This window comes from Rhizobium beringeri (assembly GCF_004306515.1).
GTDB lineage: Bacteria > Pseudomonadota > Alphaproteobacteria > Rhizobiales > Rhizobiaceae > Rhizobium > Rhizobium beringeri.
Window position 1 is genome coordinate 1,976,345 of sequence record NZ_SILG01000001.1, and the last position, 16,881, is coordinate 1,993,225.

Here is a 16,881-nt window from a genome sequence, read left to right on the forward strand (position 1 = left end):
CCGGCAGGGGCATGTCCTTGCCGGCGACCGTCAACCGCCGACGAAGGCGGCGAGGTTGTCGAGCGTCGAGCGGCAACCTTCCTCATTGTCTTCGAGGCGAATGCCGGAGGGGATGTTGTCGCAGACCATCGTCACATCGGTGCCTCCATCGGCGGGCGACAATGTCGTGCTGACCGTCATCTCGCCGGAAAAACCTTCATCTTCGGAATCAAAGACCGTAGCCCAGACGATGCTTTCGTCAGGGACGAGCCGTGCAAAACGGCCTTCGAATCTGTCGGTCTTGTCGGAGGTCTTGCCCGGCTGCGACGCCTCGTCATCGGAATAGACGAGCGACATGCTGAAGGCGCCGCCTTCCCTGCCCTCGAAGGCATGGACGATGCCCTTCATCGAATCGGGCGGAAGCCAGGTGGCGACGGCCTCTGCATCGAGGAAGGCGCGGTAGATGTGCTCGCGCGGTGCTGCGATGAAGCGTGAGACGTTGATGCTGCGTCCGGTGGTCATGCAAGCAAGATAGCTCGAGCGCGGATGTTTTCCAGATCGCGCCAGAGCAATTCCAGCAAAAGTGCGCAGCGGTTTTGCGTCCGGAATTGCGTGAAAACAAAGAGATAGAGCATTTCCGTTACTCGAAGAAAACGGAAATGCTCTAACCGCGCGATCTGGTCTTGGCGTTCGTCAGACGAGGCGGCTTTGTTCCGTCGCCGCTTCGATGAAGCTGGCAAATAGCGGATGCGGATCGAGCGGCCGGCTCTTCAGTTCCGGGTGGTACTGCACGCCGATGAACCAGGGATGGTCGGGATATTCGATCGTCTCCGGCAGCACGCCGTCCGGCGACATGCCGGAGAAGACGAGGCCGCAGTTTTCGAGCCGGTCCTTGTAGTCGACATTGACCTCGTAGCGGTGGCGGTGACGCTCGGAAATATCGGTGGAACCGTAGATATCCGAGATCTTCGTGCCCTTCTTCAGCGCCGCCTTGTAGGCGCCAAGGCGCATCGTGCCGCCGAGATCCCCGGCTGCCGTGCGCTTCTGCAATTCGTTGCCCTTGACCCATTCGGTCATCAAGCCGACCACCGGCTCTTTCGTCGCGCCGAATTCGGTCGAGGAGGCACCGGCCACGTCGGCGAGATTGCGCGCCGCCTCGATGACCGCCATCTGCATGCCGAAGCAGATGCCGAAATACGGCACCTTGCGCTCGCGGGCGAAGCGGGCAGCGTGGATCTTGCCTTCCGAACCGCGTTCACCGAAGCCACCGGGCACGAGGATGCCGTGCACCTTTTCGAGATAGGGCGCCGGATCTTCCTTTTCGAAGACCTCGGATTCGATCCATTCGAGGTTGACCTTGACGCGATTGGCGATGCCGCCGTGATGCAGCGCCTCGATCAGTGACTTATAGGCGTCCTTGAGGCCGGTATATTTGCCGACGATCGCGATCGTCACCTCGCCCTCCGGCGTGCGGATGCGATTGCAGACCTCTTCCCACTGGTCGAGCCGCGGCTTCGGCGCCGGCTCGATGCCGAAGGCGGCAAGGACTTCGTCGTCCAGACCTTCCTTGTGGTAGGCTATCGGCACATCATAGATGTTGGCGACGTCGAGCGCCTGGATAACGGCGGACGGGCGAACGTTGCAGAACAGCGAGAGCTTGCGGCGTTCGGCTTCCGGAATTTCGCGGTCGGCGCGCACCAGCAGGATATCGGGATGAATGCCGAGTGCCTGCAGTTCCTTGACCGAATGCTGCGTCGGCTTGGTCTTGAGCTCGCCGGCCGCCGGAATATAGGGCATCAGCGTCAGGTGGACGTAGACGGCGGTGCCGCGCGGCAGGTCGTTGCCGAGCTGGCGGATCGCCTCCATGAACGGCATCGCCTCGATGTCGCCGACCGTGCCGCCGATCTCGCAGATGACGAAATCGTAGTCGTCATTGCCCTCGATAACGAAATCCTTGATCTCGTTGGTGACGTGCGGAATGACCTGCACCGTCGCGCCGAGATAGTCGCCGCGCCGTTCCTTGTCGATGATGTTCTTGTAGATGCGGCCGGTGGTGATGTTGTCGGTCTTGGTCGCCGAACGCCCCGTGAAGCGTTCGTAGTGACCGAGATCGAGATCGGTTTCCGCGCCGTCGTCGGTGACGAAGACCTCGCCGTGCTGGGTCGGGCTCATCGTGCCCGGGTCCACGTTCAGATAGGGGTCGAGCTTGCGAAGCCGAACCCGATATCCACGGGCCTGCAGCAACGCTCCGAGAGCCGCGGCCGCAATTCCTTTTCCGAGAGAGGAAACCACGCCGCCAGTGATGAATACGTATCGCGCCATGGGATTCACCGGATACCTTTTCAAAAACGATTCCACCAGCCCCAAAAATTCTTTTCCGGAACTTTCGGAGCGTGGCGCAGGAATCTGAACAAAAGAAAACCGGCAGACCCTTGGGCCTGCCGGCGGTTTATGTCGAAGCCGGGCTTATTGTCCCGTCGGGACGCCGGAAGGCTGAGCCGGCACCGGCGTGGCCGGAGCTGCAGGCGCAGTCGTCGCCGGTGCGGTGGCAGCCGGAGCCTGAGTTGCTGGAGCAGTCGTTGCCGGCGCTTGAGCGGCGGGAGCCTGCGGTGCGGGCGTCGCTGCCCCGCTGCTCGGAACGCCGTTGCCGGCCGGCTGATTTGCCGGAGCCTGTGCGCCGCCGAGCGAATCGAGAATGCCGTTGCCCTGACCGCCTGTTGCCGGAATCCGGTCGAGAATATCGCTCGGGCGGCCTTCATAACGCGTCAGAATGCCGAGGCCGAGTGAGGTCAGGAAGAACAGCGTCGCGAGGATCGCGGTGGTGCGCGTCAGTGCATTGGCCGTACCACGGGCCGACATGAAGCCGGAACCACCGCCGATACCGAGGCCGCCGCCTTCAGAGCGCTGGATGAGCACGACGCCAACAAGGGCGAGCACGATCATGAGATGGATGACAATCAATACGGTCTGCATGGGTCCAGTCCTGCCCGCCTGGAGACGGACATAAATAAGAATTCTGGCGGCTCTTTACATGAGGCTTTCATCTATTCCAAGCCCTTCGGCCCGGAATAAACCCAGGAATAAAAAATGCCTCAGGCGAGCAGCGCCTCATAGGCCCGGTAGATGGCGAGGAAGTCGGCCGCTTTCAAGCTCGCTCCGCCGATCAGCGCGCCGTCGACATTGGCGATGCCCATCAGTTCATGGGCATTGGCCGGCTTGACCGAGCCGCCGTAGAGAAGACGCATCTTGCGGCCTTCATCGCCGAAGCGGGCCACAAGCTCTGCCCGCATGAAGGCATGCGCCTTTTCGACATCGCCTGATGTCGGCGTCACACCGGTGCCGATCGCCCAGATCGGCTCGTAGGCGATAACGGTATTTTCGGCTGTCGCGCCATCGGGAACGGAGGCGGAAAGCTGGCGTTTGATAACGTCAAGCGCCTGGCCTGTCCGGCGTTCATCCGCGGTCTCGCCGATGCAGATGATCGCCGTCAGCTCTGCGGCGAAGGCGGCCTCCGCCTTGGCGCGCACCAGATGATCCGTTTCGGCATGGTCGGTGCGCCGCTCGGAATGGCCGACGATGACATAGGTGCCGAAACAATCGGCAATCATCTCGGCCGAGATGTCGCCGGTATGCGCACCGGACGGATTCTGATGGCAGTCCTGAGCGCCAATCGCCAGCGGGCTGTCGGTGCACAGCGCCGTCGCCACGTAGAGCAGCGTCGTCGGCGGGCAGATCAGCGCCTGGACCTTGTCGGCCAGCGGCGGGCGAACACCCTCGGCGATCGCTTTGATCTGATCCAGGGAGGCACGCATGCCATTCATTTTCCAGTTTCCCGCCACAAGCGGGCGCACATCAGGTGTCATGCTGGCCTTCCACAATCTGCATATGCCTTGGGCAATATCAAAAGCTTGCAGCAAAGAAAAGCATCATGCCCTTGACGTAAGGGGAATCTCTGCGATCCCGCGCATATTTCTGCCGAATATCGTCCGCTACAGCGCCGCGCGTCTTTTGAGGCACGCAAAGGTAGCATTTTGAATTCATGCATCGTGCTTTCTAAAAATAGTCTCCGAATTTCCGACCGATGCGCTAGCCGGCAAGAATCCAGTTCACCACCCTGCGCCAGTCGATCATCCGGATCGGTGTCCCGTGATTGCCGGTCTGAAACAGCGTGAAACGCGCCGGATATTTTGCCTTGTGCAGGCTTTCGAACAGCGCCTGCTGGTCGGAGGCGGCATAGACCGGGTCGCGGCTGCCATGGGCAAACCAGAGCGGCAGCTTTGCCTTGTAGAAGGCGCTCTTGATGAAATCCGGATCGGTGACCCCGCTCATGATCAGCATGCCCTTCAGCCGCTTGACGCTGTCGCTGTCGCGCGCAATGCCCCAGCAGACCTGGCTGCCCATCGAGGCACAGGAAAGGATGATCGGCCGGCCTGGCGATTGCGCGCTGGCATAGCGGATCAGGCCGGCGATCGCCGCAACGCCGCTCCTGTCGAAGCTCTTGACGGTCGGCGAATAATAAACGCCGCCATTGCCGGCGACGAGGTTCTTCAGCCGGTTGAAATTGCCGCCGAAGCTGTAGTCGTTGGCGCCGAGCCGGCGGTCGCCGTCGCGCCCGTGGATGAAAATCACCGTGAAAGCGGCACTCTGAGCCGGTCCCACCCTGGTGACATCGAGCTTGATGCCGTCGAGAGACAGCGTCTCGTCCGCCTGGACCTTGCGGATGCCGAGCGCCACATATTTCTGCTGCACCCGCTTTTGCGGGATCTGGTCGCGGCCGTTGATATCGCGCATTTCGTCATAGTCGATAACCTCGAAGGCGCCGTCATCGCCCGTCTGCAGCACGGTCTGCTTCGAAAACAGATCGTCCTTGAAAGGCGCCAGCTCATCCGCCGCCTGCGCCGGGCCAACAGCGGACAGCATGGCCGCGGACAAGAAAAACGCCGCAATTGCGGTGATAATGGTGCAATGACTTGTGGACATTCGCATTCGGATGGTTCCTGAGGCCTGCCGCCGCTTGCCATTCCGCGCCCGGCAACGCAAATCATTTGGGAAAAACCCGCCAAGTCAGGCGGTGTCGCGTATAGAGGTGCTTTCTGGCAAAATCTGCCTGATTCGCAAACGTGGCATGAAATGCGGTGATTTTGGGTCGGCGGCGGATGCCCGCCCAAGACAGGATGAAGATCTGAACGGCTCCATGGACGATAGCAACGACCTCTTTTCCGGAATGCCCCTCTCTGAAAAACGCGAGGAGGCGCAGAAGCCTGCCGCTCCGGCCGAGCGGCCGCCGGTGACGGCTGCGCCCGTCGCCGCCGCAGCCCCCCCGGCTGCTGGAGCCTCAGCGCGTCCGGCGCCCGCCGCCTCGAACTCGGATGATTACGGTGCCTCGTCGATCCGCGTCCTTGAAGGCCTCGAGCCGGTGCGCATGCGCCCGGGCATGTATATCGGCGGCACCGATGAAAAGGCGCTGCACCACCTGTTTGCCGAAGTCATCGACAATGCGATGGACGAGGCGGTCGCCGGGCACGCCAATTTCATCGAGGTCTATCTCGACCTCGAGGGTTACCTCACCGTCTCCGACAACGGCCGCGGCATCCCGGTCGAGAACCATCCGCAGGTGCCGGGCAAGTCGACGCTCGAAGTCATCATGACCAAGCTGCATGCCGGCGGCAAATTCGACGGCAAGGCCTATGAGACCTCGGGCGGCCTGCACGGCGTCGGCGTCTCGGTCGTCAACGCGCTCTCCGACGACCTCGAGGTCGAGGTGGCGCGAAACCGCAAGCTCTACCGCCAGCGCTTCTCCCGCGGCCTGCCGCAGGGCGGTCTCGAAGAGCTCGGCGACGTCCACAATCGCCGCGGCACCCGCGTGCGTTTCCATCCAGATCCCCAGATCTTTGGGGATCACATGAAGTTCGATGCCGCCCGCGTCTTCCGCATGGCGCGCTCGAAAGCCTATCTCTTCGGCGGCGTCGAAATCCGCTGGAGCTGCGAGGCGGGCGTGTTGCCCGAAGGCTCCGAGGTCCCTGACAAGGCCGTCTTCCACTTCCCCGGCGGCCTGAAGGACTATCTCCAGGCGACGATGGGCAAGGAGTTCACCGTCACCCGCGAGATTTTCGCTGGCAAGACGGAGAAGGTGAGCGGCCACGGCTCGATGGAATGGGCGATCACCTGGTATGGCGGCGATCCGCAGGTGCATTCCTATTGCAACACCATCCCGACGACCGAAGGCGGCACGCATGAAGCGGGGCTGCGCATCGCGCTGACCAAGGGCCTGAAGGCCTATGCCGAGCTGACGCAGAACAAGCGCGCCGCGCAGATCACCACCGACGACGTGATGATCTCGGCGGTCGGCATGCTGTCGGTCTTCATTCGCGAGCCGGAATTCGTCGGCCAGACCAAGGACAGGCTTGCGACCGTCGAGGCGCAGCGCATCGTCGAGAACGCGTTGCGCGATCCCTTCGACCATTACCTTGCCGACAATCCGAACGAGTCGGCCAAGCTGCTCGACTGGGTGATCGAGCGCGCCGAGGAGCGCCTGCGCCGCCGCAAGGAAAAGGAAGTCAACCGCAAGACGGCGGTGCGCAAATTGCGCTTGCCCGGCAAGCTTGCCGACTGCTCGCAGAACACCGCCGTGGGTGCCGAACTCTTCATCGTCGAGGGCGATTCGGCAGGCGGTTCGGCCAAGCAGGCGCGCAACCGCGCCAACCAGGCAATTCTGCCGCTGCGCGGCAAGATCCTCAACGTGGCCAGCGCCGGCCGCGAAAAACTTGGCGCCAACCAGCAGCTCGCCGATCTCGTCCAGGCTCTCGGCTGCGGCACGCGGTCGAAATATCGCGACGAAGACCTGCGCTACGAGCGCATCATCGTCATGACCGATGCCGACGTCGACGGCGCCCATATCGCCTCGCTGCTCATCACCTTCTTCTATCAGGAGATGCCGGAGCTTGTGCGCGGCGGCCACCTCTTCCTCGCCGTGCCACCGCTTTACAAGATCACCCAAGGGGCGAAATCCGCCTATGCCCGCGACGACAATCATCGCGCCGAGCTGATGCAGACAGAGTTCAAGGGCAAGGCCAAAGTCGAGATCAGCCGCTTCAAAGGTCTCGGCGAAATGATGCCCGCCCAGCTCAAGGAAACCACCATGGATCCGTCCAAGCGCACCCTGCTCAAGGTGCTGATCGACGAGGTGGATTTCGAAGGCACCCGCGCCGCCGTCGACGATCTGATGGGCACCAAGCCCGAAGCCCGTTTCCGCTTCATCCAGGACCGCGCGGCCTTCGCGGAGAACCTCGATATCTAGGGTATACCATCGAGCGCGCCAAACGGTCGGATAGAGACGGGTTCGGCGCGCCGCATTTTAGCATTCACGATTTCACGGAACTGACGAAGAACCGTAACAACTCCGTCAAACAACCGGCGCATGAAGCGGTCGGCGCGCCTTCCCTAGGGGAGCGGCGGCGCCGGTTCGAACCGTTTTCAAACCCCTTGCCGGATATTTGTCATGACCAAGCGTTTTCTCGCGGCTGCCGCATTCGTTTTCCTGTCCAGCACCGTCACCGTCAGCGCCACCGATATCGGCGCCACCTTTGAGACCGCCTGCCCCTTTGGCGGTTGCGCTGCCGGCATCTCGCTCTCCTATCTCGGTGAATTCGTCATCCCGACCGGCCACATGGAAAACGGCGTCGAATTCGGCGGCATTTCCGGCCTCGATTTCGATGCCGCCACCGGCCACTATCTCGCCATCAGCGACGATCGCTCGGAAAGAGGCCCGGCCCGCTTCTATGAACTCAACGTCGATGTCGACGCATCCGGTCTCAAGGGCGTTTCAGTCGTCAAGCAGGTGACGCTGAAGGACAAGAACGGCGAGCCCTTCACTGCCCGGACCGTCGATCCGGAATCGATCCGCCTCGGCAAGGACGGCATCTATTGGGGCAGTGAAGGCGACGGCAAGGCGCTGCTTCCGCCCTTCGTCCGCGTTGCTGCGCCCGACGGTTCCTTCATCCGCGAGTTCAAGCTGCCGGAGGGCTTTGCCCCGACCGCAGACAAATCGACCGGCATCCGCGACAACCTCGCCTTCGAAGATCTAGCCGTCACGCCCTCCGGCGATGTTTTCGTCGGTATCGAAGCTGCCCTCTATCAGGACGGCCCGAACCCCTCGCTGACGTCAGGCAGCCTCTCGCGCATCGTCCGCTACGACGGCGCCACCGGTGAGCCGAAGGCCGAGTACGTCTACCCGGTCTCGCCGATCCCGCAGGCCGCCACCAAGGCCGACGGCGGCAATGACAACGGCATGTCGGAGATGCTCGCCCTCGACGATCACCGCCTGCTTGCCGTCGAGCGGAGTTATGCCCAGGGCTTCGGCAACAGCATCAAGATCATGATGATGGATCTAGCCGACGCGACCGATGTATCCGCCATCGCGTCCCTCGCCAAAAACGACCAGCGTGTCGTCCCCGCCCGCAAGAGCCAGGTCCTCGATTTGAGGGCGATCGGCCTCGTTCCCGACAATATCGAGGCCATGTCGCTCGGCAAGGCCAAGGACGGCACCGATGTTCTCATTCTCGGCTCCGACAATAATTTCTCGGCCAGCCAGAAGACGCAATTCTATGCCTTCAAGATTCTGCGCCGCCCGCAGCAGTAAGACGCTCGGGTCTGAGGGTCGAATAGCGACGCTTTGTATACGCTTTCATGGTGCGGACCTTGAAACCGTCGGGTTGATGGCCCATAACCAGAGTACAAGAAAAAGAAGAGGCGCGCGTGGGTGTGTTCGACCGTCAGAAAAGCAATCATGAACCGCGATGGCTCGGATCGTCGGCGCAGACGCGCACGCCGCTGATTCCCTCCATTTCGGCGGCGCGCTGGCTGCTGGTCCTGGTCGTCGCCGCCGGCGTTTATTTCTTCTACGGCTTCCTCGTGCCGGTGCTCGCAGCCCTCGTCATCGGCTTTGCCAGCTGGCCTCTCTACCGCAAGCTTCTTGCTCGCGTCGGCGGCAATACGACGATCGCCGCAACCATCGCCATCATCATGATCATCACCTTCCTGGTCATCCCGATCGGGCTTGCGGTGACCTATACGACGGGCGAAGTGCGCACCTGGGTCACCTGGGCAATCCACGCCAACCGCGCCGGCGCCCCGACACCCGACTGGATCGTCGCACTGCCTTGGGCGGGCGCCTATCTCGATGAAGTCTGGACAAAATATATCGGCAGTCCCGGCGCCCTGGGCGAAGTCATCCAGGCGGTCAGCGGCGCCAATATCGGCAACATCTATCGCGCCGTGCTTGCGGCCGGCGGCGGCGCCTTCCACCTGCTGCTGACGCTGCTCTTCATGCTGATCGCGCTGTTCTTCGTCTATCGCGACGGTTTCTCCTTCTCCAAGCAGATTGATATGCTCGGCGAGCGCATCCTGCCGAACCGCTGGGAGCGCATTTCCCGCGTTGTGCCGGCGACGATCAGCTCCACCGTCATGGGCATGACGTTGATCGCGATCGGCGAAGGCATCGTGCTCGGCCTTGCCTACTGGATTGCCGGCGTGCCCTCGCCGGTGACGCTCGGCGTTCTGACGGGCGTGATGGCGCTGATACCGGGCGGTGCGCCGCTCTCCTTCACGCTGGTCTCCATCTATCTGCTGGCGAGCGGCTCGCATGTCGCCGGCATCGGTCTCTTCGTCTGGGGGACGGTCGAGCTCTTCATCGTCGACAAGACCCTGCGGCCGAAACTCGTCGGCGGTCCGATCAAGCTGCCCTTCCTGCCGACCTTCTTCGGCCTCGTCGGTGGCGTCAAGACGATGGGTTTCCTCGGCCTCTTCATCGGCCCGGTGCTGATGGCGCTGATCGTCGCCATCTGGCGCGAATGGATCCACGAGGCCCGCAACGCCGACAAGAGCGAAACCGGACCGCAGATCATCATCGACGAACCGGCCCCACCGCCGGTACCGCGCGTCGCCGAAGGCTGAACATATCTTCGCAGACCGGTTACCCCAGTCGCTTTTCCATGAACAGGCTGAGCGGATCCGGCAGGTAAGCGCCGAACGGCTCGATTTCCCGATATCCGTATTTGCGGTAGAGCGCGATTGCCTCGGGCTGGTAGATACCGGTTTCGAGCCGGATTGCCGTCAGCCCCTTTTTCTCTGCGATTGCTTCGAGCGCATTCATCAGGCCGCTGGCGATCCTCAGCCCCCTCGCCTCGGGATCGACGAACATGCGCTTGATCTCCGCCGTGCCGTCGCCGGCCTCGACCATCGCGCAGCAGCCGACGATCACATCGTCGCTGCGCGCGACGAGGAAGCTCACCGAAGGTTTCTCCAGCACGGAGAGGTCGACCAGATGGTTGCTTTCCGCCGGGTAGAGCGATTGCGCATAGGCATCGGAAAGATCGAGAAGGCGGATGACGCCCTCCTGGCGCGGCGGCTCCAGGGCGATGGTCACGGACATGCTGACTTCCTCTGCTGGCGCGGGGCACAATCCCGACATGACGAAGAGTTAATGCCGTTGCCTTCATTCGGTTGGAATTGCGCCCTCTAAGACGATGATGTGCTCAATAATCAAGGAAGCAGAATATGCAAGCGGTGCTGATCGCGATGACCATTCTTGGCTGCGACGATTCCATCAGCCAGTGCAACTATGTCGCGACGGTCGATAAACGCTGGAAAACCGTTGCCGCCTGCGATGCGGAAGCCGAACGACGGCTGAAGACCTATGTGAATGTCAACTATCCCTCAGTGATCGCGGTGTGCGAGGCGCCGAAAGCCATCGCCGCCGCCGAGCCGCCGAAGCCGGCGCCCGTGCCTGCCGCTGCGCCCGAGGTCGCTGTCGCAGCGCCTGAGGAACCCGCAGGAAGGATCGCCGGTTTTGCTGAAGGTATCGCCGGGCAGGTCCGCGCCCATCTGCCCTCGGGCAGAAGCGTCAGGGACACACTCACCAAGCCGGTGCATTTCGTCTCCGCCAGCTATTCCTGGGTGGTGACGCGGCTGGCTGATTAGGCCGCGGCAAGCGCCGCGTAGACGCGGGCCGATTGTCGCTGCTCGTTAATGTGCAGCTTTTCCACCATGTCGAGCAACTCGCCGATCGCGCCATGCGCGTCGTGATGGCGGAATTTTTCGAGAAGACGGCCGCAGACATTGCCGAGCACGTTGCCGGGCGCTTTTCTGGCGGCGTCGCGCCACAGCATCGTCGCCTCGACGAAGATCACGCTGATCTCCCTCGGCAGGCCAGCGGACTCATAGAGCGCCCGCACGGCATGCATGCGCCCGGTTGCCAGGATCGAACGCACGCGGCGCTCGCCGCAGCCGGTCAGATCGACGATCGCGCCGGCGAAGAAGTCCACCTTGCCGGCGCAGAGCGCATGCATCAGGAAGGATGGCGTCAGCCGGCCGTTGAGGCGCAGATGCTGGACGAGGTCGGGGATTTCGCGCGGGGCGATATCGCCGGCGATCGAGACGATGGCAGCCTCAGTCGCCTCGCGGCTGATGCGCTGAAGCCGCTGCAGGCCGATCGCCGCCTGCGCCAGCGGCAACCCGATCAGCGCATTGCTGACATGCTGGGTGAGCAGCTGGCGGGCATCTGCGGGAAGATCGCTGCGGTCGAGAAGCAGGTTGCGGATATCGCAGCAGTCGCCGAGCCGTTCCGCGATGCGTTTCAACGAAAGGCTGGAAATCACAGCACCGTCATTCTCGAGCAGGCAGAGCAGTTCTTCCTCGTCGCCAACCTCCGCAAGGGCGGCGGAAACCGGGCGCGTCACATGCGCTCTGGCGGCGATCAGCATGCGGGTGGCGCCATTGCCGCGCGCGGCAAGGTCGACCAGATCGGCATCGCTCAAAAGCGGCGAACAGGTCACAGCATGGCAGGCAACCTCGGGCTGGTCTTCGGCAAGCGAAAGGATCAGGTTGCGCGGCGCATCGGGTGACCAGGCGATCGCCTCGGCAAGCCCAAGCCGCACCCGCGGCGACGGATCGTCGAGAAGAAAGGTCATCGCCATTTCGGCCGCCGCCCGCTCGTCCGCGGACATTGCGGACTGCAGATAGGCGCGCCCGAGGGCGTTTGCGGCCCGGGCCCGGTCACCGGTCTTGGCCGTTTCGATCCAACGAAGGAAAGCTTCTACGATCACGCGACGCCCCAGCACTTGAACGCGATTCCCTCGCGCTCTATTCAATGCTGCGACCGTAGCGGCAAAAGGTTTAGGATTGGTTCACCATATTTCTTAAGTCTTTGTACGCCTTGACGGCTCGGCTCAGCCTTGCTGTGGCTTCGGCCGGACCATCTCGAAAACATCGCTGCCTTCGCTGTAATCCATGTAGCCCATACGGGCGACAGGTTTGGCGATCGACATATCGAGGCGGCCGTCCCTGACGATCGCTTCGTCGATACGGATGCCGACCACTTCGCCGAAGACCAGGACGTTTTCGGACGGTTCCCCCGACAGCGTCTTCGGCTCGATGATCTCCGTGACCTTGCATTCAAGTACCGCGAAAGCCTCGCCGACATAGGGCGCGTCGATCAATTCGGCCTGCTTCGGCGTCAGGCCCGCGAAATCGAATTCGCTGTCGCCGTAGGGCAGCGCCGCCGAGGAGAGGTTCATCTTCTCAGCGAGATCGCGGCTGACGAAATTGCAGGTGAAGACGCCGGTCTCGGCCGCATTGCGCTGGCTGTGCTTGCGTCCGGCGGAAGAAAACATCACCAGCTTCGGCCGGTCGGCAACGGCATTGAAGAAAGAATAGGGCGCGAGATTGATCGATCCGTCCCTGCCCTTGCTGCCAATCCAGCCGATCGGGCGCGGCGACACGATCGCCTTGAACGGATCATGCGCGAGCCCGTGCCGGTTGCTCTCGGTGGTGTAGAACATCAATCGTCTCCGCCGACCCAGGTCACGGTATCGGCAAGCTCCGGACGCGGCCGCTCGATTGCCGGAAATGTGGTCGAGCCGATATGGATGAAGCCCGCCACCTTTTCATCCGAACCGACGCCGAGCAGCGGATAGGCGCGCTCGTCATAGGCGAACCACTCCGTCAGCCAGTTGGCAACATAACCATTGGCGTTGGCGGCGAGAATGACGTTGAAGCAAAGCGCGCCGGCCGACATCAACTGCTCCCATTCAGGGATCTTGATATGCGGTCCTGCCTTGCTGACGACGGCGACGACCACGGGCGCGCGGGTGAAACGGCTGCGCTCGACCTGGATCATCTCTTCGGAAAGTACGGGCTTTGTCTGAAGTGCCAGCGTCAGAAGCTCCTCGCCGAGACGCACGCGCGGCTCTCCGCGATAGACGATGAAGCGCCAGGGGGCGATCTTGCCGTGATCGGGAACACGCGAGGCAAGCCGCAGGATCTCCTCGATCTCGGCCTTTTCAGGGCCTGGTTCGCACATCTGGAAAGCGGGGATGGAGCGGCGCACGGCGAGGTAGTCGATCAGCTTGATATCGGATTTCATGCGGGAGAGGCTCTCATTATTTATGCTGCTGCAAAGGGTGGGTCTTGAATTTGCCATCGCGTTGGTCTTGAAGTGGCCTTTGCGATTTCAGAAGTCAATCGGTTCACGAAACAGATGTTTGGCATTTTGCCTTTTGCACGTATCGGCCTTGCCATTGCCCTGATCATACTGACGCCCTTCGGCGCCGCCGCTCAGGATGCCTTCAAGGGATTCAAACAGCTTGAATCGACGCCGAAGATGCCGAAGCTCGATGCCTTCATCGCGCCCGGCGCGGCGCCCGAAGGGGTCAAGCTGCGCGACATCCCGATGGAAGCGAAGCTGACAGCGGACGGCACGCCGGTTGAGGAAGGCCTCTCCTGGTACGTCTTCAGCCCGATCGCCGGATCCGACGGCAAGCTGCCGCTGATCGCCAGCGCCAAGGGCGGGCCTGCCGCCTTCCAGCTCGCACCCGGTGACTATTTCGTCAACGTCTCCTTCGGCCGCGCCGGCGTCACCAAGAAACTGACCGTGCCCGCTGAAGGCGAGGTCGACAAGCAGGTGATGGTGCTCGATGCCGGCGGCCTGCTGCTCAATGCCGTCTCCGGCACCGACGCCCGCATCCGCCCCGACCAGTTGAGCTTCTCGATCTATTCTTCGGAAGTGCGCGACGATGGCGAGCGCGGCCTCGTCATGGCCGATGTCTCGCCGAATACCGTTGTCCGCCTCAACGCCGGCACCTACCACATCGTTTCCGAATATGGCAGCGTCAACGCCGTGATCCGCGCCGATATCCAGGTCGAGGCCGGCAAGCTGACCGAAGCGACGATCCAGCATCGCGCCGCGCAGATCACCTTCAAGCTGGTCTCCGACGCCGGCGGCGAGGCAATCGCCGATACGGCATGGTCGATCCTGACGGCGGCCGGCGACAGCGTCGGCGAAAGCGTCAGCGCCTTCCCGACCATGGTTCTCGCCGAAGGCGGATATTCCGCCGTCGCCCGCAACAAGGACAAGATCTACCAGCGCGATTTCACCGTCGTCGCCGGCAGGAACACCGATGTCGAGGTCCTGATGAAGGACCAGCAGCCGCAGCCTCCGGCGGATGCTGCCCGCACGGTGCAGCAGGTGCCTGTGGGCACACCGACACCGCCGGGTGTCCAGCCGGCTCCGGTGGAGCCGCTGCCTTCCTACGAACAGCTCGTGCCGCAGGGCGGCGACGACACCAGCCTCGATTGATTTTACCGTGCGAGGTTTCGGCTCAGCCGAGACGTTTGGCACAGGCGCGTTCCGTCATTGGCATAGGGAATTTTTTGACGCGCACTGCGGTCGGGTGATTCGTTCCCCGATCATGGTGGTACCGTACGGATCTTGATCGGATTTCCGACAGCGCCGAATCCGGCGCTGTCCGACCCCGGCGATTTTTAGGCCGCCTTGGCCCTTTTTGCTTCGGCCTTGCGACGAATGTCGGGCGGTGTCGCTTCGAGGGCAAGGCTCTCGACGGCGGCGTCGAGCCCCATCGAAACCTGTTCCTGGCTGCCGAGGCGGCGGATATTGACCGTGTGCTCCTCGGCCTCCTTCCTCCCGCAGACGATGATGACAGGAACCTTGGTGACCGAATGCTCGCGGACCTTGTAGTTGATCTTCTCGTTGCGGAAGTCGGTTTCGACGTTGAGACCGGCCTCGCGCAGCGCCTCGGCCACTTCAAGCCCGTAGGCGTCGGCTTCCGAGGTGATCGTTGCGACAACCACCTGAAGCGGCGATACCCAAAGCGGCATGTGGCCGGCGAAGTTCTCGATCAGGATGCCGAGGAAGCGCTCCATCGAGCCGCAGATGGCGCGATGGATCATCACCGGCTGCGTTTTTTCGGAGTTGCTGTCGATATAGAAGGCGCCGAAGCGTTCCGGCAGGTTGAAATCGACCTGCGTCGTGCCGCACTGCCATTCGCGGCCGATGGCATCCTTCAGCGTATATTCGAACTTCGGCCCATAGAAGGCGCCCTCGCCCGGCAGGATGCCGGTCTTGATGTCGTTCGACTGCTGCTGGATCGTCTCCAGCACGCCCATCATCACGCTTTCGGCGCGGTCCCAGAGCTCGTCCGAACCGACACGCTTGTCCGGCCGGGTCGAGAGCTTGATGGTGACTTCGTCGAAGCCGAAATCCTTGTAGACCGAAAGGATCAGGTCGTTGATTTTCAGGCATTCGGCCGCCATCTGCTCGTCGGTGCAGAAGATATGCGCATCGTCCTGCGTGAAGCCGCGCACGCGCATCAGCCCGTGCAGCGCGCCCGACGGTTCGTAGCGGTGGACATTGCCGAATTCGGCAAGCCGGATCGGCAGCTCGCGGTAGGATTTCAGCCCGTGCTTGAAGATCTGGATATGGCCGGGGCAGTTCATCGGCTTCAGCGCAAAGACGCGGTCGTCGTCGGTGTCGTCGCCGGCAACCGTTACCTTGAACATGTTGTCGCGGTACCAGCCCCAGTGACCGGAGGTTTCCCACAGCGACTTGTCGAGCACCTGCGGCGCATTGACTTCCTGATAATCGCCGGCCAGCCGGCGGCGCATATAGGCGACCAGCGTCTGGAAGACGCGCCAGCCCTTGCCGTGCCAGAAGACGACGCCCGGCCCCTCTTCCTGGAAATGGAAGAGATCCATTTCGCGGCCGAGGCGGCGGTGATCGCGCTTTTCGGCTTCGGCAAGCATATGCAGGTAGTTGTCGAGTTCCGACTGCTCGGCGAAGGCCGTACCGTAGATGCGGCTCAGCATCGGATTGTTGCTGTCGCCACGCCAATAGGCGCCGGCCACCTTCAAGAGCTTGAAGGCGGAGCCGATCTGGCCGGTCGAGGCCATGTGCGGGCCGCGGCAGAGGTCGAACCAATCGCCCTGATAATAGATCTTGAGATCCTGCCCTTCCGGGATCGCGTCGACGAGTTCGACCTTGTACTGCTCGCCCTTGTCGGCGAAGACCTGTTTGGCCTTCTCGCGCGACCAGACCTGCTTGGTGAAGGCGGCGTTGCGGGCGATGATCTCCTTCATCTTCTTTTCGATCTTCGGCAGATCGTCGAGTGTGAAGGGCTCGTTCTTGGCGAAGTCGTAATAGAAGCCGTTTTCGATGACCGGGCCGATCGTCACCTGGGTGCCGGGCCAGAGTTCCTGCACCGCTTCGGCCATGACATGCGCCGCGTCGTGGCGGATAAGTTCCAGCGCACGGTCGTCATTGCGGGTGATGATCTCGATCCTGCCCGTCGTCACGGGATCGGAAAGGTCGCGCACGGTGCCGTCGATTGCAACGGCGACCGCCTTCTTGGCAAGCGACTTGGAAATGGATTCGGCGACATCCCGGCCGGTTGCGCCAGCATCGTAGCTGCGCACGGAACCATCGGGAAATGTCAGGGAAATAGCTTGGGACATCGAAATTCTCCTTGTCCAGTCCCGCCAACGAATGCGGGTGGTTGCAACGACAGCGCCTCCGTCCTTGGATTCGCTGCCGCCTGATACTCAGATTTGCTG

At 62.3% G+C, this 16,881-nt stretch carries 16 protein-coding genes; 6 read left to right on the forward strand and 10 right to left on the reverse strand.

The window, feature by feature from the left end:
• Positions 1 to 30 precede the first annotated feature (30 nt).
• The 4 genes from ELH03_RS10040 to tpiA form a co-directional block, all read right to left on the reverse strand.
• Positions 31 to 501 (reverse strand): SRPBCC family protein, encoded by a 471-nt coding sequence (locus ELH03_RS10040; RefSeq protein ID WP_128410029.1) that lies wholly within the window; start codon positions 499 to 501, stop codon positions 31 to 33.
• 171 nt (positions 502 to 672) lie between these two features.
• Complete coding sequence (pyrG, locus tag ELH03_RS10045) at positions 673 to 2,301, reverse strand: CTP synthase (protein ID WP_027684626.1); 1,629 nt, start codon at positions 2,299 to 2,301, stop codon at positions 673 to 675.
• Between the two features lie 144 nt (positions 2,302 to 2,445).
• Positions 2,446 to 2,952, reverse strand: a complete 507-nt coding sequence (gene secG, locus ELH03_RS10050; RefSeq protein WP_128405567.1) for a preprotein translocase subunit SecG — start codon at positions 2,950 to 2,952, stop codon at positions 2,446 to 2,448.
• A 119-nt stretch (positions 2,953 to 3,071) separates the two neighbouring features.
• Positions 3,072 to 3,842 carry a triose-phosphate isomerase gene (gene tpiA, locus ELH03_RS10055; protein WP_128405568.1) on the reverse strand — a complete coding sequence of 257 codons (771 nt, stop codon included), beginning with the start codon at positions 3,840 to 3,842 and terminating at the stop codon, positions 3,072 to 3,074.
• Here tpiA and ELH03_RS37365 point away from each other — a divergent pair.
• Complete coding sequence (locus ELH03_RS37365) at positions 3,790 to 4,014, forward strand: hypothetical protein (RefSeq protein WP_164902219.1); 225 nt, start codon at positions 3,790 to 3,792, stop codon at positions 4,012 to 4,014. The two genes, tpiA and ELH03_RS37365, sit on opposite strands and share 53 nt — an antisense overlap.
• A 51-nt stretch (positions 4,015 to 4,065) precedes the next feature.
• On the opposite strand, the gene ELH03_RS10060 is transcribed toward ELH03_RS37365, so the two are convergent.
• A complete protein-coding gene (locus ELH03_RS10060) occupies positions 4,066 to 4,965 on the reverse strand; it encodes an alpha/beta hydrolase (protein ID WP_128405569.1) in 900 nt (299 codons plus the stop codon).
• Between the two features lie 208 nt (positions 4,966 to 5,173).
• On the opposite strand from ELH03_RS10060, the gene parE reads away from it, so the two are divergent.
• The 3 genes from parE (at position 5,174) to ELH03_RS10075 (ending at position 9,930) form a co-directional block, all read left to right on the forward strand.
• On the forward strand, positions 5,174 to 7,276 hold the full coding sequence (gene parE / locus ELH03_RS10065) for a DNA topoisomerase IV subunit B (protein ID WP_105006076.1): 2,103 nt from the start codon (positions 5,174 to 5,176) through the stop codon (positions 7,274 to 7,276).
• A 201-nt stretch (positions 7,277 to 7,477) separates the two neighbouring features.
• Positions 7,478 to 8,617: an esterase-like activity of phytase family protein gene (locus ELH03_RS10070; RefSeq protein ID WP_128410026.1), complete on the forward strand. Its 1,140-nt coding sequence runs from the start codon at positions 7,478 to 7,480 to the stop codon at positions 8,615 to 8,617.
• Positions 8,618 to 8,733: 116 nt separating this feature from the next.
• Positions 8,734 to 9,930 carry an AI-2E family transporter gene (locus ELH03_RS10075; protein WP_128405571.1) on the forward strand — a complete coding sequence of 399 codons (1,197 nt, stop codon included), beginning with the start codon at positions 8,734 to 8,736 and terminating at the stop codon, positions 9,928 to 9,930.
• 19 nt (positions 9,931 to 9,949) lie between these two features.
• On the opposite strand, the gene ELH03_RS10080 is transcribed toward ELH03_RS10075, so the two are convergent.
• A complete protein-coding gene (locus ELH03_RS10080; RefSeq protein ID WP_128405572.1) occupies positions 9,950 to 10,408 on the reverse strand; it encodes a GNAT family N-acetyltransferase in 459 nt (152 codons plus the stop codon).
• A 125-nt stretch (positions 10,409 to 10,533) separates the two neighbouring features.
• On the opposite strand from ELH03_RS10080, the gene ELH03_RS10085 reads away from it, so the two are divergent.
• The gene (locus ELH03_RS10085) at positions 10,534 to 10,956 is read left to right on the forward strand and encodes a hypothetical protein (RefSeq protein ID WP_130806671.1); all 423 of its coding nucleotides are present in this window, start codon (positions 10,534 to 10,536) and stop codon (positions 10,954 to 10,956) included.
• On the opposite strand, the gene ELH03_RS10090 is transcribed toward ELH03_RS10085, so the two are convergent.
• From ELH03_RS10090 to ELH03_RS10100, 3 genes are all read right to left on the reverse strand, one after another.
• Positions 10,953 to 12,095, reverse strand: a complete 1,143-nt coding sequence (locus tag ELH03_RS10090; protein ID WP_130658903.1) for a DUF2336 domain-containing protein — start codon at positions 12,093 to 12,095, stop codon at positions 10,953 to 10,955. The genes ELH03_RS10085 and ELH03_RS10090 overlap by 4 nt on opposite strands.
• A 108-nt stretch (positions 12,096 to 12,203) precedes the next feature.
• Positions 12,204 to 12,815 carry a flavin reductase family protein gene (locus tag ELH03_RS10095; RefSeq protein ID WP_128405575.1) on the reverse strand — a complete coding sequence of 204 codons (612 nt, stop codon included), beginning with the start codon at positions 12,813 to 12,815 and terminating at the stop codon, positions 12,204 to 12,206.
• The gene (locus ELH03_RS10100) at positions 12,815 to 13,399 is read right to left on the reverse strand and encodes a nitroreductase family protein (RefSeq protein ID WP_128405576.1); all 585 of its coding nucleotides are present in this window, start codon (positions 13,397 to 13,399) and stop codon (positions 12,815 to 12,817) included. Before ELH03_RS10100 ends, ELH03_RS10095 begins: the two co-directional genes overlap by 1 nt.
• A 114-nt stretch (positions 13,400 to 13,513) precedes the next feature.
• On the opposite strand from ELH03_RS10100, the gene ELH03_RS10105 reads away from it, so the two are divergent.
• Positions 13,514 to 14,611: an RgsD C-terminal domain-containing protein gene (locus ELH03_RS10105; protein ID WP_130766266.1), complete on the forward strand. Its 1,098-nt coding sequence runs from the start codon at positions 13,514 to 13,516 to the stop codon at positions 14,609 to 14,611.
• Between the two features lie 185 nt (positions 14,612 to 14,796).
• On the opposite strand, the gene thrS is transcribed toward ELH03_RS10105, so the two are convergent.
• Positions 14,797 to 16,782: a threonine--tRNA ligase gene (gene thrS, locus ELH03_RS10110; protein WP_128405578.1), complete on the reverse strand. Its 1,986-nt coding sequence runs from the start codon at positions 16,780 to 16,782 to the stop codon at positions 14,797 to 14,799.
• Positions 16,783 to 16,881: the final 99 nt, after the last annotated feature.

What these genes read in the sequence shown, in the direction of transcription:
- parE (WP_105006076.1), top strand. Translation starts at nt 5,174, where the DNA reads ATGGACGATAGCAACGACCTCTTTTCCGGAATGCCCCTCTCTGAAAAA.
- thrS (WP_128405578.1), bottom strand. Translation starts at nt 16,782, where the DNA reads ATGTCCCAAGCTATTTCCCTGACATTTCCCGATGGTTCCGTGCGCAGC.
- ELH03_RS10100 (WP_128405576.1), bottom strand. Translation starts at nt 13,399, where the DNA reads ATGAAATCCGATATCAAGCTGATCGACTACCTCGCCGTGCGCCGCTCC.
- ELH03_RS10085 (WP_130806671.1), top strand. Translation starts at nt 10,534, where the DNA reads ATGCAAGCGGTGCTGATCGCGATGACCATTCTTGGCTGCGACGATTCC.
- pyrG (WP_027684626.1), bottom strand. Translation starts at nt 2,301, where the DNA reads ATGGCGCGATACGTATTCATCACTGGCGGCGTGGTTTCCTCTCTCGGA.
- ELH03_RS10060 (WP_128405569.1), bottom strand. Translation starts at nt 4,965, where the DNA reads ATGCGAATGTCCACAAGTCATTGCACCATTATCACCGCAATTGCGGCG.
- ELH03_RS10080 (WP_128405572.1), bottom strand. Translation starts at nt 10,408, where the DNA reads ATGTCCGTGACCATCGCCCTGGAGCCGCCGCGCCAGGAGGGCGTCATC.
- ELH03_RS10040 (WP_128410029.1), bottom strand. Translation starts at nt 501, where the DNA reads ATGACCACCGGACGCAGCATCAACGTCTCACGCTTCATCGCAGCACCG.
- tpiA (WP_128405568.1), bottom strand. Translation starts at nt 3,842, where the DNA reads ATGACACCTGATGTGCGCCCGCTTGTGGCGGGAAACTGGAAAATGAAT.
- ELH03_RS10070 (WP_128410026.1), top strand. Translation starts at nt 7,478, where the DNA reads ATGACCAAGCGTTTTCTCGCGGCTGCCGCATTCGTTTTCCTGTCCAGC.
- ELH03_RS10095 (WP_128405575.1), bottom strand. Translation starts at nt 12,815, where the DNA reads ATGTTCTACACCACCGAGAGCAACCGGCACGGGCTCGCGCATGATCCG.
- ELH03_RS10105 (WP_130766266.1), top strand. Translation starts at nt 13,514, where the DNA reads ATGTTTGGCATTTTGCCTTTTGCACGTATCGGCCTTGCCATTGCCCTG.
- ELH03_RS37365 (WP_164902219.1), top strand. Translation starts at nt 3,790, where the DNA reads ATGCCATTCATTTTCCAGTTTCCCGCCACAAGCGGGCGCACATCAGGT.
- secG (WP_128405567.1), bottom strand. Translation starts at nt 2,952, where the DNA reads ATGCAGACCGTATTGATTGTCATCCATCTCATGATCGTGCTCGCCCTT.